The sequence below is a fragment of the Paenibacillus sp. NRS-1760 genome, assembly GCF_050467785.1.
Taxonomy (GTDB): domain Bacteria; phylum Bacillota; class Bacilli; order Paenibacillales; family Paenibacillaceae; genus Pristimantibacillus.
In genome coordinates, this window is sequence record NZ_JBITPK010000006.1 from 165,084 (window position 1) to 187,331 (window position 22,248).

The 22,248-nt window shown below is 44.8% G+C and carries 22 protein-coding genes; all 22 read right to left on the reverse strand.

The window, feature by feature from the left end; genetic code table 11:
* Positions 1–31: 31 nt before the first annotated feature.
* Complete coding sequence (locus ACIFSR_RS03170) at positions 32–244, reverse strand: YlzJ-like family protein (RefSeq protein WP_339208972.1); 213 nt, start codon at positions 242–244, stop codon at positions 32–34.
* On the reverse strand, positions 241–978 hold the full coding sequence (locus tag ACIFSR_RS03175; RefSeq protein ID WP_430055122.1) for a ClpP family protease: 738 nt from the start codon (positions 976–978) through the stop codon (positions 241–243). The genes ACIFSR_RS03170 and ACIFSR_RS03175 overlap by 4 nt, the downstream gene beginning before the upstream one ends.
* Positions 979–1,194: 216 nt before the next feature.
* Positions 1,195–2,874 carry a ribonuclease J gene (locus ACIFSR_RS03180; RefSeq protein ID WP_053375776.1) on the reverse strand — a complete coding sequence of 560 codons (1,680 nt, stop codon included), beginning with the start codon at positions 2,872–2,874 and terminating at the stop codon, positions 1,195–1,197.
* Positions 2,875–3,307: 433 nt separating this feature from the next.
* Positions 3,308–4,183 (reverse strand): 4-hydroxy-tetrahydrodipicolinate synthase, encoded by an 876-nt coding sequence (gene dapA / locus ACIFSR_RS03185; protein ID WP_076269197.1) that lies wholly within the window; start codon positions 4,181–4,183, stop codon positions 3,308–3,310.
* Positions 4,184–4,208: 25 nt separating this feature from the next.
* A complete protein-coding gene (dapG, locus tag ACIFSR_RS03190) occupies positions 4,209–5,423 on the reverse strand; it encodes an aspartate kinase (RefSeq protein ID WP_430054913.1) in 1,215 nt (404 codons plus the stop codon).
* Positions 5,424–5,485: 62 nt separating this feature from the next.
* On the reverse strand, positions 5,486–6,520 hold the full coding sequence (gene asd, locus ACIFSR_RS03195; protein ID WP_339208968.1) for an aspartate-semialdehyde dehydrogenase: 1,035 nt from the start codon (positions 6,518–6,520) through the stop codon (positions 5,486–5,488).
* Between the two features lie 28 nt (positions 6,521–6,548).
* Complete coding sequence (locus ACIFSR_RS03200) at positions 6,549–7,139, reverse strand: dipicolinate synthase subunit B (RefSeq protein ID WP_339208967.1); 591 nt, start codon at positions 7,137–7,139, stop codon at positions 6,549–6,551.
* Complete coding sequence (gene dpsA / locus ACIFSR_RS03205; RefSeq protein ID WP_430054915.1) at positions 7,136–8,035, reverse strand: dipicolinate synthase subunit DpsA; 900 nt, start codon at positions 8,033–8,035, stop codon at positions 7,136–7,138. Before dpsA ends, ACIFSR_RS03200 begins: the two co-directional genes overlap by 4 nt.
* A gap of 128 nt (positions 8,036–8,163) precedes the next feature.
* On the reverse strand, positions 8,164–8,607 hold the full coding sequence (gene dut, locus ACIFSR_RS03210) for a dUTP diphosphatase (RefSeq protein WP_339208965.1): 444 nt from the start codon (positions 8,605–8,607) through the stop codon (positions 8,164–8,166).
* Complete coding sequence (locus ACIFSR_RS03215; RefSeq protein ID WP_339208964.1) at positions 8,588–9,856, reverse strand: M16 family metallopeptidase; 1,269 nt, start codon at positions 9,854–9,856, stop codon at positions 8,588–8,590. The genes dut and ACIFSR_RS03215 overlap by 20 nt, the downstream gene beginning before the upstream one ends.
* A gap of 123 nt (positions 9,857–9,979) precedes the next feature.
* Positions 9,980–10,975 carry a polysaccharide deacetylase family protein gene (locus tag ACIFSR_RS03220; protein ID WP_430054916.1) on the reverse strand — a complete coding sequence of 332 codons (996 nt, stop codon included), beginning with the start codon at positions 10,973–10,975 and terminating at the stop codon, positions 9,980–9,982.
* A gap of 202 nt (positions 10,976–11,177) precedes the next feature.
* Positions 11,178–13,277: a polyribonucleotide nucleotidyltransferase gene (gene pnp, locus ACIFSR_RS03225; protein WP_076269189.1), complete on the reverse strand. Its 2,100-nt coding sequence runs from the start codon at positions 13,275–13,277 to the stop codon at positions 11,178–11,180.
* A 152-nt stretch (positions 13,278–13,429) separates the two neighbouring features.
* The gene (gene rpsO, locus ACIFSR_RS03230) at positions 13,430–13,699 is read right to left on the reverse strand and encodes a 30S ribosomal protein S15 (protein ID WP_053375765.1); all 270 of its coding nucleotides are present in this window, start codon (positions 13,697–13,699) and stop codon (positions 13,430–13,432) included.
* A gap of 213 nt (positions 13,700–13,912) precedes the next feature.
* On the reverse strand, positions 13,913–14,860 hold the full coding sequence (locus ACIFSR_RS03235; protein ID WP_430054921.1) for a bifunctional riboflavin kinase/FAD synthetase: 948 nt from the start codon (positions 14,858–14,860) through the stop codon (positions 13,913–13,915).
* A gap of 44 nt (positions 14,861–14,904) precedes the next feature.
* Entirely contained in the window at positions 14,905–15,819 is a 915-nt protein-coding gene (gene truB, locus ACIFSR_RS03240; protein ID WP_076269187.1) for a tRNA pseudouridine(55) synthase TruB, read from the reverse strand.
* A 3-nt stretch (positions 15,820–15,822) separates the two neighbouring features.
* Positions 15,823–16,812, reverse strand: a complete 990-nt coding sequence (locus ACIFSR_RS03245; RefSeq protein ID WP_339208960.1) for a DHH family phosphoesterase — start codon at positions 16,810–16,812, stop codon at positions 15,823–15,825.
* The gene (gene rbfA / locus ACIFSR_RS03250) at positions 16,809–17,165 is read right to left on the reverse strand and encodes a 30S ribosome-binding factor RbfA (protein WP_054028943.1); all 357 of its coding nucleotides are present in this window, start codon (positions 17,163–17,165) and stop codon (positions 16,809–16,811) included. Before rbfA ends, ACIFSR_RS03245 begins: the two co-directional genes overlap by 4 nt.
* Before the next feature lie 7 nt (positions 17,166–17,172).
* Complete coding sequence (infB, locus tag ACIFSR_RS03255; protein WP_430055125.1) at positions 17,173–19,734, reverse strand: translation initiation factor IF-2; 2,562 nt, start codon at positions 19,732–19,734, stop codon at positions 17,173–17,175.
* 61 nt (positions 19,735–19,795) lie between these two features.
* Positions 19,796–20,128, reverse strand: coding sequence for a L7Ae/L30e/S12e/Gadd45 family ribosomal protein (locus tag ACIFSR_RS03260; RefSeq protein ID WP_430054923.1), 333 nt, complete (start codon positions 20,126–20,128; stop codon positions 19,796–19,798).
* Complete coding sequence (gene rnpM, locus ACIFSR_RS03265) at positions 20,115–20,429, reverse strand: RNase P modulator RnpM (RefSeq protein WP_076269184.1); 315 nt, start codon at positions 20,427–20,429, stop codon at positions 20,115–20,117. Before rnpM ends, ACIFSR_RS03260 begins: the two co-directional genes overlap by 14 nt.
* A gap of 54 nt (positions 20,430–20,483) precedes the next feature.
* Complete coding sequence (gene nusA, locus ACIFSR_RS03270) at positions 20,484–21,581, reverse strand: transcription termination factor NusA (protein ID WP_054028947.1); 1,098 nt, start codon at positions 21,579–21,581, stop codon at positions 20,484–20,486.
* 38 nt (positions 21,582–21,619) lie between these two features.
* Entirely contained in the window at positions 21,620–22,081 is a 462-nt protein-coding gene (rimP, locus tag ACIFSR_RS03275; protein WP_339208958.1) for a ribosome maturation factor RimP, read from the reverse strand.
* Between the last annotated feature and the right edge of the window lie 167 nt (positions 22,082–22,248).

Sequence of the window (22,248 nt, forward strand, 5' to 3'; positions counted from 1 at the left end):
TGAGACATTTGCACGAACATTTGTTTGTTCATTATTTATAATTCACAATCGTGCCCGGCATTAAATTTGGATTGAGATAGTCGTCGAGGCTGCAATCTATTAAACGAATAATTTTCCCCATTCCCGGTGCGATGGGAGTCACCTGCATCTTTACACCATTTGACCATACCTCTTGCGATTGCTCCATTTCGTCATTGAAGCCCTCCAGAACAACCTCAAGAGGCATATTCGTATAAAGTGTCATTGGATATTCACCTCAATTCTGCCGAGCTTGGAGGCCTCAATTCTTCGGTTTAATTCCTTTAACGCCTCACCCAAGCCGCCAACGGCATCAATCAGACCATGCTTGACTGCATCAGACCCAATAACCGTAGTTCCTATATCCCGTGTAAGCTCCCCCGTCTTGAACATAAGCTCTTTAAATGTATGTTCCGTCACGTTCGAGTGCGAGGTTACAAAACGTACGACGCGCTCCTGCATTTTATCCAAATATTCAAAGGTTTGTGGTACACCGATTACTAAACCGTTTAGACGAATGGGATGTATCGTCATCGTTGCTGTCTCTGCAATAAACGACATATCGCCAGCTACGGCAATCGGAACACCTATGGAATGTCCTCCGCCAAGCACGAGCGTTACTGTTGGCTTGCTGAGTGATGAAATCATTTCAGCTATTGCGAGTCCTGCCTCGACATCGCCGCCTACTGTATTCAGAACGATAAACACACCTTCAATTTTATGATTTTGTTCAGCTGCTACGAGTTGTGGAATAAGGTGCTCATATTTAGTCGTTTTATTTTGCGGAGGCAAAACGAGATGTCCCTCCACTTGCCCAATGATGGTCATACAAAAGATATTGGATTCCGTTAATGCAGGAGCCGCTGTCTGACCAAGCTGCTGAATCGTTTCTACAACAGCATTCGCCTTTTTTTTATCGTCTGGAATAGGTTGTTCAGGCTGCTCTGAAGTAAACTGCATGTTTGTGTGACCATTCATTTAAATATCCCCCTCATATGATGATGCTCGTCATAGTATGAGGTCTGATCAAAAATTTATACAAAATACAGTCTAGATCTCTTGATTTGACAAACCAAGCAGAAAAGTCTTCTGTTCTTACATAAAAAAAGAATCGCTTGTGTCCGCCGCGGCAATTGCGGATAGGACAAGCGATTCTTTTCATTAATTATTTATATGTTAAACTTCCATAATGATTGGCAAAATCATTGGACGACGACGAGTCTGCTCGTACAAGAAACGACCAAGCGCATCCTTCACATTCGTTTTGAGCGATGCCCATTCATTTACTTTATCATTCATCAAACGTGTAAGCGTCGATGTTACGATGCGATTGGCTTCATCAAGAAGACCTTCGGATTCACGAACATAAACGAAACCGCGAGAAATAATATCTGGACCAGACAAGATCGCGCCATCTTGCTTGCTTAATGTAACAACAACGACCAAAATGCCATCTTGCGACAAAAGCTTGCGGTCACGCAATACAATGTTACCAACATCGCCTACGCCCAATCCATCAATCAATACATTTCCTGCTTGTACTTTCGAGCCTTTGCGGCCGCTGCCGTTCTGGAACTCAACTGTATCACCGTTATCAATAACGAAGATGTTCTCGCGTTCAATCCCGATTGCTTCTCCAAGCTTCGCATGCTGACGAAGCATACGATATTCACCGTGGATAGGAATGAAGTATTTTGGCTTAATCAAGTTAAGCATAAGCTTAAGTTCTTCTTGGCTGCCGTGACCAGATACGTGAACGCCTGAAACGGAACCATTTCCGTAAATAACATTTGCACCAAGGCGGAATAATTCATCAACAGTACGACCAACATATCTTTCGTTGCCCGGTATTGGTGTTGCCGCAATAATGACGGTGTCGCCTGGTAAAATATCAACTTTGCGATGTGTCGAACGTGCCATGCGAGTAAGCGCCGACATCGGCTCGCCTTGACTGCCTGTACACAAAATAACAACACGATCAGCAGCTAATTTGTTTACTTCTTCCGGCTCAATAATCATTCCCTCTGGAATATTCAAGTAGCCAAGATCAGAAGCAATACCTACAACGTTAACCATACTGCGGCCAACAACCGCAATCTTACGTTTTGTTGCAATAGCAGCATTTATAATTTGTTGAATCCGGTGTACGTTGGAAGCAAAAGTTGCTACGACAACGCGCTGTGACGATTTGCGGAAAATATCCTCTAGATTGTCGCCAACTTGTGCTTCAGATGGCGTGTACCCTGGACGTTCTGCATTTGTACTGTCTGACAATAGCGCCAAAACGCCGCGCTTGCCAATCTCAGCGATACGCTGCAAGTCAGCAAATTGCTCATTCACCGGCGTATGGTCAAATTTAAAGTCACCTGTATGAACGACAGTACCTTCCGGTGTATCCAAGCTGACACCTACGGAATCTGGAATACTGTGGTTCGTTCTGAAGAAGGATGCACGAATCGTGCCCAATTGAATTTCGCTATCTGCATTGATGAGAATACGTTTCGTTTCTCCGAGCAAGCCCGCTTCCTTCAATTTTCCTTCGATAAGTCCGAGTGTTAGTTTTGTTGCATATAATGGCACATTTAAGCTTTTTAGTACATAAGGCAAACCGCCAATATGATCCTCGTGACCATGTGTAATAATAATTCCGCGAACTTTGTCGCGATTTTCCGTTAGGTAAGAGATGTCAGGGATAACAATATCGATTCCGAGCATGTCCTCTTCAGGGAACTTAAGTCCTGAGTCAACTACAACGATATCATTGTTATATTGGATGACGTACATGTTTTTCCCGATCTCGCCAACTCCGCCTAGTGCAAAAATGAGCAATTTATCCTGGTTGTTCTTCTTAGACAAGTGTTTTCCTCCTTAAAATTTTGCGAAGCGAAATTCGCTTCGTAATCATTGGGTTAATTTTCGAAGCAAAATAGCTTTGTAAGCATTTTCTTAAATATTTCGAAGCGATCGGCTCCGTAAGCATCTAATTATTATTGCGAAGCTATAATGGCCTCGTAAGTATTGTCGTAATATGGAAAAGCAATATTTATTTTGTACGGATCCACAGGTAATTAATGCCGAACATTGTTTACCTATGCGTTGTTATCGTCAGATGCCGCTCTGACGTTAATTTCATTTCCAAATATTTGCCGCACCCAGTCACTTGAAATCATTATACATGAAGAAAAAGCTGGAATACAAGTGAAACACGATATTGCTATTATGCAATATGCTTCCCAAAAAAATAAAACCGATGCTGGATGCACCGGCTGCAATCAACGATTACGTGTATTTACACCAGTAAATTGCGTAAGAATGCGGCCTCAGCCTCGGTCACAGTAACAAGCGGAAGTCTAACTCCTCCAACTGGCAAACCTTTTAAGCCAAGTGCAAATTTCACGGCCACAGGATTAGGTACAGGATGAGGACAATAGAATAAACCTCTGAAAATTGGATGTAAAATACCATTTATTCGAGCAGCTTCCTGAACATTTCCGTTCACATAGGCTTCGATTAATTGTTTCATTTGCGCGCCAACGACATGTCCCGCAACGCTAACGATTCCGTAAGCGCCAATAGCCAAAGCAGGAAGTGTAGCACTGTCGTCCCCGCTGTATACTTTAAATCCTGCAGGAGCACCACTAATAATTTGAGTTAATTGATCTGTTGAAGCACAATCTTTTGTCGCCACAACATTGTCGATTTGTGCTAAGCGAAGCGTCGTTTCGACAGAGATGTTGACTCCCGTACGACCTTCCACATTATACAAAAGAATAGGCAATTTTGTTGCTTCAGCAATAGCCTTAAAGTGCTGATAAAGTCCTTCTTGACTAGGACGGTTATAATACGGAGCGACAAGCAAAATGCCATCAACGCCCGCTGCTTCTGCGTCTTTTGTCAGATGGATGGAATGGGCTGTGTTGTTGCTGCCCGTACCAGCAATGATTTTGCAACGACCATTCGCATGCTTAACAGCAAATCGGAACAGTTCCAGTTTCTCTTCATCGGAGAGCGTAGGTGATTCGCCAGTCGTGCCTGAAACGACAAGACTATCGCTTTGCTGCTCCTCAATCAAATAATCAATTAATTTTGCTGTCGTTTCCCAATCAATATGACCGTCCGCATCAAATGGGGTTACCATTGCGGTAATTAGTCTTCCAAATTCCATCTGAATTCCTCCCAAAAAAGTTGCTCTATCGATGAAGCTCGAACTTCGCGTGCAGAGAACGAAGTGCCTCTACCATATCCGCTTCACGAACGAGCACCCATATCGTTGTATTAGAATCAGCCGATTGCATGATTGAAATGCCCTGCTCCGTCAGCGCTTCCACGATACGCGCCATAACGCCTGGCTCTCCATTCATACCACCGCCGATGACGGATACTTTAGCACAGCCTTTAATAGCTGAAGGTGCAAAGCCGCATTCCTTCAGTACATCAACTGCACGTTTAGCATCATGATCAAATACGGTATAAACTGCACCGCTTGGCGTTACATTAATAAAATCAACACTAATATGATGTTTAGCCATAGATTGAAACACTTGCAGCTGCACATCATTTCGGCCTTCAATAGCCTTTACAGATATTTGAGTAATCCCTGCTGCATGGGCAATTCCTGTAACATGACGATCCTTAACCGCCAGCTCAGCCTTAAGCTCAGCTGAATCAGTTACTAATGTGCCTGTTTCACTTGAGAAGGTAGAACGAACTCGGAGCGGTATACGAGCCTGCTGAGCAATCTCAACGGCACGAGGATGGATAACCTTAGCTCCTTGTCTTGCCATGTTGCATATTTCAGCATAGCTTACGACAGGAAGCGGTTTCGCCTCCTCGACTAATCTAGGGTCCGCCGTTAAAATCCCGTTAACATCCGTATAAATATCGACCAGTTCAGCGCGAAGCGCGGCACCTAATGCTGTAGCTGAAGTATCGCTTCCGCCGCGGCCAAGTGTTGTCGTATCTCCTAATGCAGTGCTTCCTTGAAAACCTGTTACGATTACAACGGTTCCTTCACGTAAATGATGAAGCACCTTATCTGGCCGAATCTCTTTGATTCGGGCTTGCCCATACTGCTCGTCAGTAATCATGCCCGCCTGTCCTCCGGTTAGGACAACGGAAGGAATGCCGCTCGCAATGAGCAAGCTGCATAAAGCGGCTGCGGAAATAATTTCTCCGCAGCCTAGCAGCATATCTCGCTCACGCGCTGGCAGCCTGTCGCCATTATCACGTATAACCTGAAGCAAGGTATCCGTTGCGTAAGGATCGCCCTTACGCCCCATAGCAGATACGACTACGACTACAGCAAGGCCACTGCTGCGTTCTCTGGTAATATGACTAATTACGTGTTCTCTGGCATGATCGGTAGAAAGAGAGGTGCCCCCGAATTTTTGAATCAGGATGCGCATATTATAATCCTCCATGATCGATCCAGGGAAGAAGCAAGCTTTACTACCTTTTACTTAATACATTAACCTCTTGCGATATGTTCAGCGATTTGAACAGCATTCCATGCTGCTCCTTTGAGCAGGTTATCGGAGACGATCCACATATTAAGTCCGCGATCCGAACCAAGATCACGTCTCAAGCGACCAACAAAAACATCCGGCTTACCGGCAGCATCAGTCGCAAGCGGGTATTGCTGATTAGCAGGATCATCAACGAGCGTAACGCCCGGTGCATCTGCAAGCAGCTGCTTAACCTCTTCCAAATCGTAGTCGTTTTTGAGCTCAACATATAGAGATTCCGAGTGACCGTAAACGACAGGAATTCGCACGCATGTAGCTGTAACCTGGATAGACTCGTCACCCATAATTTTTTTCGTTTCGCGAACCATTTTCATTTCCTCAAGCGTATAACCATTCTCTTGAAACTTATCAATTTGCGGAATCGCGTTAAATGCAATTTGATGCTTAACCGGCAGTGCTCCTACTGGAAGAATAGCTGGGTTTACCTCTTCACCCTGAAGTGAAGCTGTAGTTTGACGAAGCATCTCATCAATGGCAAGATTTCCAGCACCAGAAACCGCTTGATAGGTGGAAACGATAATACGCGAAATGCCAAAACGGTCTTGTAGCGGTTTAAGAGCTACTACCATTTGAATGGTTGAGCAGTTCGGATTAGCGATTATGCCCTTATGCTCGCTAACCTTCTCAATATTTACCTCAGGAACGACAAGCGGTGTGTTTTCGTCCATGCGGTATGCATTGGTGTTATCAATACATACTGCACCATGTTTAACCGCATGTGGAGCCAATGCTTTAGTAACATCGCCTCCTGCACTAAACAAAGCGATGTCGATACCTTCGAAGCTTTCCGGTTTTGCTTCTTCAACCGTAAGCTCCTGATCTTTAAATGTAATTTTTGTGCCGGCTGAGCGAGCAGACGATAACAGCTTAAGCTTTCGGATCGGGAAGTTTCTGGAAGCAAGTAATTTCAGTATTTGTTCTCCTACTGCGCCTGTTGCACCAACAACTGCAACGTTAAACAATTTCTGATACGACATCTGTTGTCGTCTCCCCTCTAACCGTGTGTCATGAATGACGTTCGACAAGCAGAGGCTGCAGCTGTTTGCCAGATAGGGCAGCTTCGCATGCTTCCAAGACCAAATCCATTCTGGCAACAAGCGAATTAGGCTTCTGCACCGGGTTATCTTGGCCGAACGGTACAAAATAAATATGTTTAGCCACTAATAGCTTCGCTATGTTAGCGGCATTTAAACCAAGTCCATCATTTGTCGAAATAGCAAGAACCAGCGGACGGCCGTTGCGCATTTGGGCTTTTGCAGCCATAAGTACTGCGCTGTCCGTAATCGCATTTGCAAGTCGGCTTGTCGTATTTCCTGTGCAAGGTGCTATGACGAGAACGTCCAGCAGCTTAGAAGGCCCAAGTGGCTCCGCCTGCACAATGGTCGAAATAAGTTCATTTCCGGTAATCGCTTTTAACTGTGTTTGCCAATCCTCGGACTTTCCAAATCTAGTGTCCGTTGTCATAAGTGTATTCGAAACGATCGGCACCACATTGGCCCCCGCATCGACGAACCGCTTAATTTCAGGCATAACTTCAGCAAACGTACAATGTGAGCCTGACAATGCATAACCCACCGTAATTCCAGCCCAATTCATATCCCATTCCCCCGCTTAATCGTATCGTCCAAAATCAACTGAGATAAGCAATCCGCTATGATACGTCCAGCTGTTTTCGGTGCGACGATACCGGGTAGTCCGGGTGCGAGCATCGCTTTAATGCCACGCTTCTCAGCGAAGCGGAAATCTGTCCCGCCAGGCTTCGATGCGAGGTCAATAATGACGGCTCGCGAAGGTAAATTTGCGATAATTTGTGCTGTGACTATCATAGTCGGAATTGTATTAAAAAGCAAGTCAATATTGCTCACATGATGCAATAAACCACTGATGTAAAAAGGCTCAAAACCCATCTCTGCCGCTCTTGCGAACTGCTCTGAACGCCGTACACCGACCTTCACTTTGGACCCCAAACCTTGAAGCGTTCGTGCCATTGTAAAGCCTGTTCTACCGAAACCAAGCACCATAGAAGAAGACCCATGAATCGTAATATCCGTATTTTGAATGGCCATCATTAAGGCGCCTTCCGCTGTCGGAATTGAATTGTATATGGCAACATCATCACGGTCAAACAGCTCAACGAGCGACAGGGAATGCTGCTCGCATAGCTGACGCAAATAAGGCTTCGCCATTCCTGTATATACTGTGCAATGTTTTGGCAGCTTTGCAAAATGGCTGTCTGCCAGCTGCATTTGTCGGTCACTAAAAACACTCTGGATGATCCCTTGATCATCAGTGCCTACGGCAGGCAACAACAACGCATCGACGGATTCAAAAAGCTGTTCCTCGAACTCCGCCTGTACCGCTCCGTCGAGTGACGAATGCAAGCCGTCAAAACCCGAAACTGTGACAGTAGCATCAAGCTCAGTCAGCTTTCTAATTACCTCCAGCTGCCTTGCATCACCACCAAGCAGCAGCACTTGAACGCCTGTTAGCATTAAGCTTCACTCCTTTCTTGCTAATAGCTCTAGATCATCTTATGCTTGCGCCCAGAGCGGGGTGAAAAAGAAAAAAAGATCGGGCATTTGCCCGATCTTCTTAATACTAATTTATGAATTCAATTCGCTTAAACGCCAGTATGTCCAAACCCACCGGCACCTCTTACGGTGTCAGGCAGCTCGTCAGCTTCTATAATCGTAACTGCCGGCACGAGTTGGAATACCATTTGAGCTATTCTTTCCCCGCGCGTAATTGTAAACGGCTGATCGCCTAAATTAACGAGCAGCACTTTCACTTCTCCTCGGTAGTCCGCATCAATCGTTCCTGGTGAATTCAAGCAAGTAATGCCATGCTTATACGCAAGGCCGCTGCGCGGTCTAATTTGCGCCTCCAGCTCCCCGGGCATTGCCATTGCAAAGCCGGTAGGAATAAGCTTACGCTCGCCTGGCTGCAATACTACAGGCTCTCCTACAGAAGCTTGCAGATCAAAGCCAGCTGCCCATTCGGACATTTTTTTCGGAATGGCTATATCTTCATTTCCTTCTAATCGTTTAAACTGAACTTGATACAAATTGATCCCTCCTGAGCTCTGCTGCTGCTTTATCATTCGTTCCGACCATTGCAACGGAGAAAGGAGCAGCTAACATACGCTTCGTAACATCAACTACATCTGACATCTGCACCGAATCGATACGCTTCAACAGCTCATCAAGCGTGTAATGATGACCGAGCATCAACTCGTTTTTGCCCAATCGATTCATTCTGCTGCTCGTGCTCTCCAAGCTCAAAATCAAGCTGCCCTTCAATTGCTCCTTGCCGCGGTGCAGTTCATCCTCGCCTAATCCTTTTACGGACAGCTCGTTCATCTGCTCCATCGTTAAATCAAGTACTTCCTTCGTTTGCTTAGGCGCCGTTCCAGCATATAAAGTAAACAAGCCAGTATCCGCATAGGAAGTGTGATAGGAATAGACCGAATACGCGAGTCCGCGCTTCTCTCTTATTTCTTGGAACAGCCTCGAGCTCATTCCGCCCCCTATAGCATTGTTAAGAAGAATCATGGCATACAAATTTGAATCGGTAATCGAGCACCCTGGGAAAGAAACACATAGATGGTTTTGCTCTGTTTTCTTTTTGTAAAACAAATAATCGCCATGAAATGTCGGAGGCGTAATGATGGATGAGGCTGGCTTGCTATTCTTAAAGCTTCCAAAATATTGTTCCATTAACGCAAGCAAGCTCTGCTCTTCAACATTGCCCGCAACGCTGATTACTACATTCTCAAGTGTATACGTATCATTCATATACCCGCGGAGCGTATCGGAGGTCATGGCAGTCAAACGATCCTCAAGCCCCAATATCGAATAAGCAAGCGGGTGTTCACCGAATGCTGCGCGAGAAGCTTCGTCATGCACCTTATCATCTGGCGTATCCTCATACATCGAGATTTCCTCAAGAATAACATTTTTTTCCTTCGCCAATTCCTCCGGATCAAATTGGGAATTAAAAAACATATCCGAGAGAGCGTCTACGGCAAGCGGCAAATGCTCATCAAGCACCTTGGCAAAATAACACGTATATTCCTTCGAGGTAAACGCATTGACATTTCCGCCTATACCGTCGAATAAATCCGCTATGTCCTTTGAAGTACGGCTTTCTGTGCCTTTGAACAGCATGTGTTCAATGAAATGGGAGATGCCGTTATTTTCAGGCGTCTCATTGCGTGAGCCCGTTTTGACCCATATGCCAAACGATACTGATCTTACTGTCGGTATGTATTCAACGACAACACGCAATCCATTGCTAAGTGTGTATTTGTTCATCAGTAGTCCTCCTCATGTTTTGTGCAGCAAAATGATCATTATTATACGTCTCATCATTTTGCCTTACAAAACTGACATCATATACATGTGACTCTAAACATGAATGTTTTTACTATAGCAGAATCAGTCCGCTCCCTCAACTTCAACGGGAATCCGCTTGGAGGAAAGCGTCTCACTAACCGTTCCTATCGCGTAGCCTTTTGATTTAGCTGTAGCAATTATGCCAGGCAGCGCATCTCGTGTTGTGGCTGTAGGATGCATTAATATTAGCGCTCCAGGCTCTAATTTCGATGCAATTTTGCGCACAACGGCATCTGCAGGCGGTTTCTGCCAATCAACCGTATCAATGGTCCACAGCACCGTTTTTAACCCCTGCTCCTCGGCAATCTGGACAGTAGCTTGATTAAAAGAACCCGACGGCGGAGCAAACCATTTGTTGTTCACGTTCAAGCTCGATTTTAATAAGGCTTCGGTTTTGGCTATTTGAGTGTACTGCGCTTCCCTGCTAATCGCACTCATGTCAGGATGAGTATACGCATGATTAGACATTTCATGTCCTTCAGCTTGTATTTGCTTAGCAACATCAGCGTTTTTACTTAGCCAGCTGCCATCAAGGAAAAAGGTAGCTTTCACCTTTTCACGGTTAAGTGTTTTTAATATGGAATCTATGTACTCATTGCCCCAAGCAACATTGATCATAAGCGATATCATCTTTTTGTTGGGGTTGCCGCGAAAAATCGGATGTGGACCAAGATCATTAAGACTGATTTTGGGTTCAACCTCTTTATAAACATAAGGAATGGTTTGAGAAGGCGGAGCAATCAAAGCAGCTTCGAGCGTTTTATCGACATCGACTTCCAAACCGTTGTACCCTGGAATAGCTCTCCAAACGCGATCAATCCGCGCGTCTACTGGTGCAATATTTCGCTTATCTGCTTCTTCCGAAATAATGTTCAGCAGCCTCTGCTTCTCCGATTGCGTATAAGAATATTGTGCATAAACCATTTTACTATCATATTTTAAAGAAGAGAGAAATTTTGATATGTCGTCGTTCATACTGACGAATGCAAGCACTAGAAGCATGCTTGCCACAATTGCAGCTGCTTTTCTAAGCATCATTATTCCCACTCCCATATAAGTCCTCGCACGCTTCCTAAGCTTGACCTTATTTCGGCATGTTAATTCATATGTATGAAAAGTAGGACGAGAATATGCTGCGGCTGGGCAAGATGGTGACCAGATGTCGCTTTAAAAAACAAAAAGAGCCAGATCAAATCTGTCTCTTTTCTTCTTATTTATATGACCGCCAAGCAATAAAAGCTTATTGCGGCGATGCTTCTGGCGTCATCAAAATTTTGGCAGACAAGTTAATACGGCCTTGTCCGTCAATTTCGGTTACTTTAACTTTGATTTGGTCGCCAATGTTAACGACATCCTCTGTTTTTGCAACACGTTCATTCGACAATTGAGAAATATGGACAAGTCCATCTTTGTTCGGCAAAATTTCAACAAAAGCACCGAACTTCTCAACGCGCTTAACCGTACCCATATAAATTTCACCAACAACCACTTCTTTAACGATACCTTCGATAATCGATTTAGCTTTTTGGTTCATCTCTTCGTTTGAAGAAGCGATAAATACCATTCCGTCTTGCTCGATATCGATTTTCACGCCAGTTTCTTCAATGATTTTGTTGATGATTTTTCCGCCTGCGCCAATAACATCACGGATTTTGTCCGGATTAATGCGAAGCGTCAAAATTTTCGGTGCATACTTCGATAAGTTTGGACGAGTAGTCGGCAAGCTTTCGAGCATTTTACCTAGGATGAAAATACGGCCTTGGCGAGCTTGTTCAAGCGATTGCTCCAAAATAGCGCGGTTGATGCCGGCAATCTTGATATCCATTTGAATAGCTGTAACGCCTTCAGCTGTACCTGCAACTTTAAAGTCCATATCGCCGAGATGATCTTCCATCCCTTGAATATCAGAAAGAATTGCAAAGTGATCGCCATCTTTAATGAGACCCATAGCAATACCAGCTACTGGCGCTTTGATTGGTACCCCTGCATCCATCATAGCAAGTGTGCTTGCGCAAATGCTTGCTTGTGAAGAAGAACCGTTAGATTCCAAAACTTCCGAAACAAGACGAATCGTGTAAGGGAATTCAGCTTCAGATGGAATAACTTTGGAAAGTGCACGTTCTCCGAGAGCACCATGCCCGATTTCACGACGGCCTGGCGGACGAAGCGGACGAGCTTCACCAACGCTGAACGGCGGGAAGTTATAGTGATGCATGAAACGTTTTGTTTCTTCAGGCGAAATGCCATCCAAAATTTGAACGTCGCCCATTGCGCCAAGCGTACAAATACTTAGTGCTTGTGTTTGTCCACGAGTAAACAGCCCTGTTCCATGTGTGCGAGGCAAAATTGCCACATCACAATCGATTGGACGAATTTCATCAAGCGAACGGCCATCTGGACGAACTTTATCATGAGAAATAAGTCGACGTACTTCTTCCTTCACGATGTCATAAAGAACTTCTTTAACATCAGAGAGAAGTTCAGGCGTATCGATATATTGCTCTTCAAAGTGAGCAACTGCTGCGCTGTTAACTGCGTCAATTGCTTCTTGACGAGCATGCTTTTCTTCAACCTTAATCGCTTCAACCAAACCAGCAGAAGCATAAGCACGAACATCAGCATTCACTTGCTCATTTACAGTATGTAGCTTAACTTCCATTTTCGGTTTGCCGGCTACAGCTTGCAGCTCTTCTATTTTTGCTACGATCTTTTTGATTTCGTCATGACCAAACATAATCGCTTCAAGCATTACTGCTTCAGAAACTTCGTTTGCTTCTGCTTCCACCATCATGATCGCATCTTTCGTTCCTGCGACAACTACAAAAATATCCGTTTCTACGCTTTGCTCTACCGTCGGATTAATAATGAATTCGCCATTAACACGTCCAACGTTTACTCCGCCAATTGGACCGTCAAAAGGAACGTCAGAAATGGATAGTGCAGCAGAAGTACCGATCATAGCCGCAATTTCTGGCGAACAATCCTGATCCACGCTCATTACAATGTTCATGACTTGAACGTCATTCCGGAAACCTTCTGGGAATAACGGACGAATAGGCCTGTCCGTAAGTCGGCTGGACAAAATCGCCTTCTCGCTTGGACGGCCTTCACGTTTAATGAATCCACCTGGAATTTTACCAACAGCATACAAACGTTCTTCATAGTTAACAGTCAATGGGAAGAAATCCAGATCCTTCGGACCTGCTGACGCTGTTACCGTACACAATACGACAGTATCACCATACTGAACAGTGACTGCTGCATTCGCCTGCTTCGCAAGGCGGCCGGTTTCAATGGATAGCGGTCTTCCGCCTACCATCATCTCAATTCGTTGTACCATTTTATCCCTCCTAATAGTTATTCGATTAGTCTATTTCACTGCTAATTGGCAGTTTATACCGAGTGTTTCCCTATTACAAAAAGCAACCCGAATCCGCTCATCCGTTATTCCCGGACGGCTGGACAACCAGGTTGCTTTTCTTTACGCATGTTTTAGCGGCGTAGGCCGAGTTTTTCGATCAATGCGCTGTAACGTCTAACATCATTGTTTTTAAGGTATGCAAGCAGCTTACGGCGCTGACCTACCATCTTGAGCAAACCACGACGGGAATGATGATCTTTCTTGTGCTCCCGCAAATGTTGAGTCAAGTTAACGATGTTTTCAGTCAGGATAGCCACTTGAACTTCCGGGGAACCCGTGTCAGTTGCATGTGTCTTATGCGTCTCAATCAGTTCGTTTTTACGTACTTGTGTAATTGCCATCCTAATTCACCTCCTTCTTGATAATCGCCATTAGCCTCGAAGCCGTCGGTGAGATCGGACATCCAAGCTAAGGTTAAGTTTGTCCCTATGTCACACAAAATGTATGACTACTTACAACGTTGTATAGTATAACACATAAGGTGGACGAATGTCGAGGATCATAAATAAACAATGCCCAACATCCGTTTTCACACGAATGGTTGATACGATCAGTTAGTTGTAACCATGGATCGCCTTCGCTTGCTCAGAATCAGATCCAATCTGCTCAACAAGCTCGGCAATGGAATTAAATTTTTTCTCCGAACGGATAAACGATAGCAATTGCAAACGCATATGCTCACCGTATATATCGCTGTTGAAGTCAAACAAATGAGCTTCCATTACAGGTTTCAGCTCATCTTTATTAAAGGTTGGTTTTAAACCATAGTTTAAAACACCAGGGTATGCGGTATCACCAATCCAAGCCATTACCGCATAAACGCCAAGCCTTGGCGCGATATATGGGGCATTAAATTGCAGGTTTGCTGTTGGGAACCCGATCGTACGACCTCTTTTGTCCCCATGGACAACGATCCCTTCAACTTCATATGGCCTGCCAAGCAATCGTTCTGCCAGTTCAAGATCACCTTGCTCAAGTGCTTCACGGATATAAGTACTGCTTACTTTTACCCCGTTCTCGATCAAAGGCTCAATGATATGAACAGAAATATCAGGCTCTGCTAGCTGCTTCAAAGTCTCTGCATTACCTGAGCCTTTGTGGCCGAAGTTGAAATCAAAGCCTACAACGACCTGCTTAGCACGGAGTGTGCGCAGAACCTCATTGACGAAGCGCTCAGGTGATACTGAAGCAAACTCAAGATCAAACTTCATTATGAATACAAGATCTACGCCAAGCTCTGCAAATAACGCTGTCTTCGCATCAAAAGGCGTAAGGCAACGATAATATTGCTCACCTTGTCCGAGAACTTCCTTCGGATGAGGATCAAATGTCAAAACCGCTGATAGCATCTCGGATTCCTTCGCCGCATTTACAGCTTGGCGAATCACGTTCTGATGTCCACGATGAACCCCGTCAAAATGACCGATTGCTATGGAAAGCGGTTTGTCCAGCGACAACGTGGACAAACCGTTTAAAGGAAAACTTAATGGTATAATTTCCAACGCTGAAGCACCTGCATTTCCTATTAACTTTCTACAACGATAAGCTAAGCTGAAAACACTTTGATTGGCTTGAAAACATTTGCATTCAAATCAATCTGAAAAATACCTAGAAACGAGCTTTGATCATTATAAAGACGTATAAGTTGTCCATCTAAAGTCAATGCTGCATGTTCGACGGAATGGCTGAGACTAACTTTCTGTCCTTGAAGTGCAAGTTTCCCAAACGATTCTGGAATCGTCACACGATCCAAATGTGTAATGGCTTCATCAGCAGAAATGATATGTCCGCTTAATTCACCCGATTGCTGCAATTGCTCGATTTGCTCAAGCGTCAAGCAGCTTTCCTTTGTAATACCGCCTGACATTGTTCGCGTCAAATGGGCCATCGTAGCAGGAACACCTAGCGCTTTGCCGATGTCCACACATAACGTGCGAATGTATGTACCTTTTGAACAAACGACAGAAAACGAAATCTGAGGCTGATCAAGATCGAGCTGAGTGTCAATGAGATCTATTTGATGAATCGTTACTTTTCTCGATTTCCGCTCAACGGTCTTTCCTTCTCTAGCTAACTCGTACAATCGCTTGCCATCAACTTTGACAGCGGAATACATGGGAGGTACTTGATCGATCTCGCCTAAAAACTGCGACAGTGCATGGCGAACATCCTCTTCTGTAACCGATATTGGCGATTGCCGCGCAATAACTGTACCCGTTATGTCCTCTGTATCTGTCGCAATTCCAAGCTGCAATACGGCTTCATATGACTTAGGCCGCTCTTGCACATATTCGACTACTCTCGTTGCACGCCCAAGACATAGCGGCAATACACCCGTTACCATAGGATCAAGCGTTCCTGTATGACCAATTCGCTTCATCTTCAGCACTCGGCGTACTTTTGCAACTACATCATGAGAAGTCCAGCCTTCAGGCTTCCAAACTGCCAAAATGCCGTCCATCGCTTAAATCAACGCCTTTCTGACTGCTTCCACTAGCTCTTCAATCGAGGTCGTTAAAGAACCTTCAATCCGGCATCCTGCTGCACGCACATGACCGCCACCACCGAATGCTTGCGCAATTGCAGCTACATTGGCTTTGCCTGCTGAACGCATGCTTGCTTTGACTGCACCGTCTTCCGTTTCTTTAAATAGAATGCCGACTTCAACTCCATCCACATTAAGCGCATAATTCACGATTCCTTCTAGATCTTCAGGAACTGCACCTGTATTGCGCAAATCATCTTTGCCAATATAGACCCAGCCGATCTCTAAGTTATCCGTAAATGTGAGGCGATTGAGTGCGAGCTGGAGAAGCTTGAGCTTAGCCATAGTCATTTTCTCAAGAAGATGATCAGCGAGCTCATTGCCGGACACGCCTAAAGCGAGCAAATGCGAGGCAATCTCCATGACACGCGGACTCGTGTTGGAATAACGAAACCCGCCTGTATCGGTCAATAAACCGGTGTAGATTGCTGTTGCACAATTCACATCTAATGCGATTTCTGCTCTCTCGATTAAATCATACAATATTTCAACAGTAGCCGCAGCTTCTGCTCGTATAACATTTACGGTGCCAAATCCATTGTTTGTTGGATGATGATCGATATTAAGCAGCTTTGCATCTGGTGCAAAGCTGCTCGCTACCTCTCCAATACGTTTGAAATCCGCACAATCGACCGAAATAATGGCATCAAATGTTTGCTGAGTTACATCGCGCTTGTAATTGAGAATGGAATCAAATTGATGCAAGAAACGAAGTCTGGACGGCAGCTCGCTTTCATTAATCAGTACTGCCGACTTCCCAAGTTTCTCAAGCATCCAGCCTACGACAACAGTAGAACTAATAGCGTCACCGTCAGGCTGTACATGCGATACGACCAAAAAATGATCGTAAGTTTTCATGAACGCCAGCGCTTCATCTAGCTGCATCGAATAGCTGCTTTGATTTATCATCGAGCTGAATTCCCATTGTTGATGTTTTCAAGCAATGCCTCGATGCGGCTGCCATATTCAATACTGCTGTCAAACTTGAACAGCAATACGGGTGTATGGCGAAGGCGCATGCGCTTGCCAAGCTCTGTGCGAATAAATCCTGTTCCGCTCGCTAGTGCCTTAAGCGTCGCTTCCTTCTGCTCTTCGCTGCCAAGCACGCTTAAATACACTTTTGCTTGTGAGAGATCACTCGATGTTTCAACACCTGTTACAGTAATGAATCCGATTCTAGGATCTTTCAGCTCTGTTTGTATAATTTGGCTCAGCTCTTTTTTAATCTGTTCGCCGACCCGTCCTACTCGGATTTTTGCCATGCTTTACTCACCTCTCTACTGATTCCATGACAAACGCTTCGATAATATCGCCTTCACGAACATCGTTGAAACGATCAAGCGTGATACCACACTCATAACCTGCTGCAACTTCTTTAGCATCGTCTTTGAAACGTTTTAGGGATTCAATTTTGCCTGTGAAGACAACGATACCGCTACGAACCAAACGTGCTTCAGCGTTACGAGAAATTTTACCGTCAGTAATCATACAACCTGCAATTGCGCCAACTTTAGTCACTTTAAATACGTTACGAACTTCAGCGTGGCCAATAACAACCTCTTTGTAGATTGGATCAAGCATGCCTTTCATTGCTTGTTCAATCTCATCGATTACGTTGTAGATGACGCGGTGCATACGAACGTCAACCTTTTCTTGTGCAATCGTTGCTTCTGCTTGTGGATCAGGACGAACGTTAAATCCGATTACGATAGCATTGGAAGCTGACGCCAAAATGATATCCGATTCTGTAATCGCGCCAACACCGCTATGGATGATTTTTACGCGAACGCCTTCGATTTCAATTTTTGCGAGCGAGCCTTTAAGTGCTTCGGAAGAACCTTGAACGTCGGATTTGATAATAACGTTCAGGTCTTTAATTTCACCATCTTTGATATGGTTATACAGATCATCAAGCGTTACGCGTGTATTCGCCCCCATATCCGATTGACGCTGTTTAATGGAACGACGATCAGCAATATCACGGGCTTTGCGCTCATCTTCAAATACCATGAACGGATCTCCCGCTAATGGAACTTCTGTTAGACCAGTAATTTCTACTGGCGTAGAAGGACCTGCTTCTTTTAAGCGACGGCCTTTATCATTAACCATTGCTCTAATACGGCCGAAGCAGTTACCTGCAACAAAAGCATCCCCAATTTTCAAAGTGCCGTGTTGAACGAGAATACGTGCAACAGGACCTTTACCTTTATCAAGCTCAGCTTCGATAACAGTAGCGCGAGCGCGTTTGTTCGGGTTAGCTTTGTAGTCATTCATCTCAGCAACGAGCAAAATCATTTCAAGAAGGCCTTCAAGACCAATTCTTTGTTTAGCGGAAACTTCGACGAAAATAGTGTCGCCGCCCCACTCTTCCGGAACGAGTTCATATTCAGTCATTTCTTGTTTGATTTTCTCTGTATTCGCTTCTGGTTTATCGATTTTGTTAACCGCTACGATAATAGGAACGCCAGCTGCTTTTGCATGGTTGATGGCTTCAACAGTTTGCGGCATGATGCCGTCATCAGCTGCTACTACGATGATCGTAATGTCCGTAACCTGCGCACCGCGTGCACGCATAAGCGTAAACGCTTCGTGACCAGGTGTATCGAGGAACGTAATTTTTTTATGGTTAATTTCAACTTGGTAAGCACCGATGTGCTGTGTAATTCCGCCGGCTTCTCCGCCAGTTACATTCGTTTTGCGAATGGCATCAAGCAAAGTTGTTTTACCGTGGTCAACGTGACCCATAATAGTCACAACCGGTGGACGTGTTACCAAATTTTCATCTTCGTCTGTTTCTTCTACGGTTTCGAAGGAATCTTCCTCAACAGGAATTTTCACTTCAACCTCTACCCCGTAGTCTGTTGCGATCAAATGAATCGCATCCATATCGATTTCTTGGTTGATCGTAGCCATTACGCCAAGGAAAATCAGTTTTTTAATAACTTCTGATGCATCCTTATGCAGTAATTTTGCCAATTCGCCAACAGTCATTGTACCGCGTACAATAATTTTCTTTGGCGTATTGTCAATTTTCTCGCGTGGCGGTTGTTGTTGGAACTTGCCGCCGCGACCTTTTTGACCACCACGGCCATTGTTGCCTCTGAAGCCGCCTGGTTTGCCGTCTTCAAATCTCTTTTGGCCAGGTCTTGCGTTTCTGTTGTCGTTACCGCGCGCTTGTCCTTGTGCTGGCTTAGAGTCGAAACGACTTTGGCCTGATGATGCTGGACGGCTGCTTGCGTCTGAACGCGGAGCGCTTGGACGGCTGCCTGTATTGCTTTGTCCGCCTTGTGAAGGACGGCTTTGTCCAGATGATGCTGGACGACTGCTTTGACCGCCTTGACCTTGTGATGGACGGCTTGAACCCGCGTTAGAACCCGCTGGGCGATTACCTTGTCCGCCTTGTCCTTGGCTTGGACGGCTCGAATTAGAACTGCCTTGTGAAGGACGGTTGCTGCTTGATTGTGATGCTGGACGACTTGTTTGTTGTCCTGCTGGTCTTTGTTCTGACTGCTGTTGGGTTGTTTGTGGTTTCGTATTAATAGAATTCATAGGCCCCTGTCTGTCTTGATTCGTATTTTTATTTTCTTGTACTGGCTGCGGCTTCTTCTCCTGCTGCTGCGGCTGCTGCGATTGCGGCTTGTTGGCAGTAGGTTGAGCGGAAGAAACCGTTACATTTGTTGTTTCTTGCGCGCGCTTTGCAGCTGCATTTTGTTTAATATTGCGGAAAAAACCTTCAACCTTATTTACCATTTCGTTTTCCATGACACTCATATGGTTATTGACTGGCAAATCAAGTCTTTTTAGAATCGTTATGATTTCTTTGCTGCTCATATTAAGTGACTTGGCATACTCGTAAACGCGCAGCTTATCTTTATTGTCCTTGCTGTCTTGTTTATTGTCCAATATGATCCACCTCCGTATTATGGCTCAGATGACTCGCAATCATTTTTCCGAATTGCGCATCGCTTACCGCTATTACAACCCGTTCTGGCTTACCAATCGCCTTTCCTAGTTGCTCACGGTCGAATGCTTCGGCGAGTTGTATTCCGTAGGTGTTGCATTTGTCACGAAACTTTTTTTTCGTATTGTCTGAAGCATCTCCTGCAAGGATAACGAGATGCACTTGTTTATTTCTTACAGCTTTGAGGACAATTTCATCGCCTGTAATCAGCTTTCCGGCACGCATTGCCATGCCAAGCTGTGATAAGCTCTTATTCTGCTTCATCGCTTATCAGCTCCTTACCAGCAATAAACTGTTCCTCTACCGCTATAAAATCCTGCTCAAGTTGATCGTAAATGTGTTCACCAACATGCTGTTTCAGTGCTCGATCAAGCGCCTTGGATTTCTTCGCTAATTTAAAGCAACTGACTTTACCGCATAAATATGCACCGCGGCCAGCTTGTTTGCCTTTCAGGTCAATCTGCACCTCTTCGGCCGGTGTCCGCACAATCCGAATGAGTTCCTTCTTCGGCATCATGTCCTGACAAGCGACGCATTTGCGAAGCGGTACTTTTCTCGGTCTCATTGTACACCCCTCCTCTGCCAGCTGAATTGACGCGTATCTGTTGAAAAATTCAGATTAGTCGATGGAAACTGAATCCTGATGCATGACCGTAGTCATTGATTTCGGACGTCCATACTCCTGCTCTGCCTGCGTTTCGCTCTTGATATCGATTTTCCAGCCAGTCAGCTTGGCAGCAAGCCTTGCATTCTGACCTTTAATACCGATCGCAAGCGATAGTTGGTAATCCGGCACGATTACTCTGGCCATCTTCTCTTGTTCGAATACGATAACCTCTAGCACCTTTGAAGGGCTAAGTGCATTCGCAACATATTCATCCACGCTTTCAGACCAACGAACGATATCGATTTTTTCACCTTTAAGCTCGTTTACGATCGTCTGAACGCGCAGTCCTTTTTGGCCAACACATGAACCGACTGGATCAACCTCGGAGTTACGGGAATGAACCGCAATCTTTGAACGGAAGCCAGCTTCACGAGCAACCGAACGAATTTCTACTACTCCGTCATAGATCTCAGGCACTTCAAGCTCGAACAAACGTTTTAAAAGGCCAGGATGCGTGCGGGATAAAATGATTTGAGGACCTTTAGTCGTGTTCTCAACTTTCGTGATATACGACTTCACGCGGTCACCATGCTTAAACTTATCAGTTGGCATAAGCTCAGTCAAAGGCAATACAGCCTCAACCTTGCCTAGATCCACAAATAAATTGCGAACATCCTGACGTTGAACGATACCGTTAACGATATCTTCCTCTTTATCGATAAAAGCATTATAAATCAGTCCGCGCTCAGCCTCACGAATACGCTGAGTAACAACCTGCTTCGCTGTTTGAGCAGCAATACGTCCGAAATCACGCGGCGTAACTTCAATATCCGCAATATCGTCAAGCTGATAATGAGGATTGATTTCTCTTGAAGCCTCCACTGTAATTTCCAGACGCGGATCTAGTACTTCATCAACTACAGTCTTGCGGGCGTATACTTTGATAACACCAGTATGACGGTTGATATCGACGCGTACATTTTGAGCGGTATTAAAATTTCTTTTGTAGCTGGAGATAAGAGCAGCCTCAATGGCTTCAAGGAGCACATCCTTGGTAATCCCTTTGTCTCTTTCTATTTCTTGTAGTGCTTCAATAAAATCCATACTCATTGGACTGGATTTCCCCCTTTCAATATAGAAACGAATATTTAGAACACGATTGCGAGTCTGGCGCCAGCCACCTTATCATAAGGAATGGTATATTCCTTTTTGGCTGTACGAACGACTGCATTTTCTCCATCAAATGCAAGTAGCAGCCCCTCAAATTCTTTAGCGCCGCTAATCGGTTCATATGTCGTTATGTAAACGTGCTTACCGATTGCTTTACGTACTTCATCTTCATTCCGAAGCGGTCTTTCTGCTCCTGGGGAAGATACTTCCAAGAAATAAACATCTGTAATTGGATCGTTTTTGTCCAATTGCTCACTTATGAATTCGCTGATACGACCGCAGTCATCGATGTCGATGCCGCCTTCTTTATCTACGAAAATACGAAGGAAATAATTGCTTCCTTCTTTTACATACTCAATATCAACCAGTTCAAATCCATTGCTGCTGAGGTATGGTAATACCATTTCCTGGACAGCGGCTTTGATTTTGGATGTACTCAAATTCAGTTGACCTCCTGTTTATACGCACTATGCCATTTTGCCATTAACAAAACGTAAAGAGTGGGTTTCCCCACTCTTCTGCATCAAAGTCTTTATAATCATCATTGCCAGAAAAATTATAACATAACCGCACTATAGTGACAAGAAATCTTTTCTATTCAAGCCGC

What these genes read in the sequence shown, in the direction of transcription:
- ACIFSR_RS03170 (WP_339208972.1), bottom strand. Translation starts at nt 244, where the DNA reads ATGACACTTTATACGAATATGCCTCTTGAGGTTGTTCTGGAGGGCTTC.
- truB (WP_076269187.1), bottom strand. Translation starts at nt 15,819, where the DNA reads ATGGACGGCATTTTGGCAGTTTGGAAGCCTGAAGGCTGGACTTCTCAT.
- pnp (WP_076269189.1), bottom strand. Translation starts at nt 13,277, where the DNA reads ATGGTACAACGAATTGAGATGATGGTAGGCGGAAGACCGCTATCCATT.
- ACIFSR_RS03245 (WP_339208960.1), bottom strand. Translation starts at nt 16,812, where the DNA reads ATGATAAATCAAAGCAGCTATTCGATGCAGCTAGATGAAGCGCTGGCG.
- asd (WP_339208968.1), bottom strand. Translation starts at nt 6,520, where the DNA reads ATGTCGTATCAGAAATTGTTTAACGTTGCAGTTGTTGGTGCAACAGGC.
- ACIFSR_RS03200 (WP_339208967.1), bottom strand. Translation starts at nt 7,139, where the DNA reads ATGAATTGGGCTGGAATTACGGTGGGTTATGCATTGTCAGGCTCACAT.
- dapA (WP_076269197.1), bottom strand. Translation starts at nt 4,183, where the DNA reads ATGGAATTTGGAAGACTAATTACCGCAATGGTAACCCCATTTGATGCG.
- ACIFSR_RS03260 (WP_430054923.1), bottom strand. Translation starts at nt 20,128, where the DNA reads ATGAAGCAGAATAAGAGCTTATCACAGCTTGGCATGGCAATGCGTGCC.
- dapG (WP_430054913.1), bottom strand. Translation starts at nt 5,423, where the DNA reads ATGCGCATCCTGATTCAAAAATTCGGGGGCACCTCTCTTTCTACCGAT.
- rnpM (WP_076269184.1), bottom strand. Translation starts at nt 20,429, where the DNA reads ATGAGACCGAGAAAAGTACCGCTTCGCAAATGCGTCGCTTGTCAGGAC.
- nusA (WP_054028947.1), bottom strand. Translation starts at nt 21,581, where the DNA reads ATGAGTATGGATTTTATTGAAGCACTACAAGAAATAGAAAGAGACAAA.
- dpsA (WP_430054915.1), bottom strand. Translation starts at nt 8,035, where the DNA reads ATGCTAACAGGCGTTCAAGTGCTGCTGCTTGGTGGTGATGCAAGGCAG.
- infB (WP_430055125.1), bottom strand. Translation starts at nt 19,734, where the DNA reads ATGAGCAGCAAAGAAATCATAACGATTCTAAAAAGACTTGATTTGCCA.
- rpsO (WP_053375765.1), bottom strand. Translation starts at nt 13,699, where the DNA reads ATGGCAATTACACAAGTACGTAAAAACGAACTGATTGAGACGCATAAG.
- ACIFSR_RS03220 (WP_430054916.1), bottom strand. Translation starts at nt 10,975, where the DNA reads ATGATGCTTAGAAAAGCAGCTGCAATTGTGGCAAGCATGCTTCTAGTG.
- ACIFSR_RS03175 (WP_430055122.1), bottom strand. Translation starts at nt 978, where the DNA reads ATGCAGTTTACTTCAGAGCAGCCTGAACAACCTATTCCAGACGATAAA.
- rbfA (WP_054028943.1), bottom strand. Translation starts at nt 17,165, where the DNA reads ATGGCAAAAATCCGAGTAGGACGGGTCGGCGAACAGATTAAAAAAGAG.
- ACIFSR_RS03215 (WP_339208964.1), bottom strand. Translation starts at nt 9,856, where the DNA reads ATGAACAAATACACACTTAGCAATGGATTGCGTGTTGTCGTTGAATAC.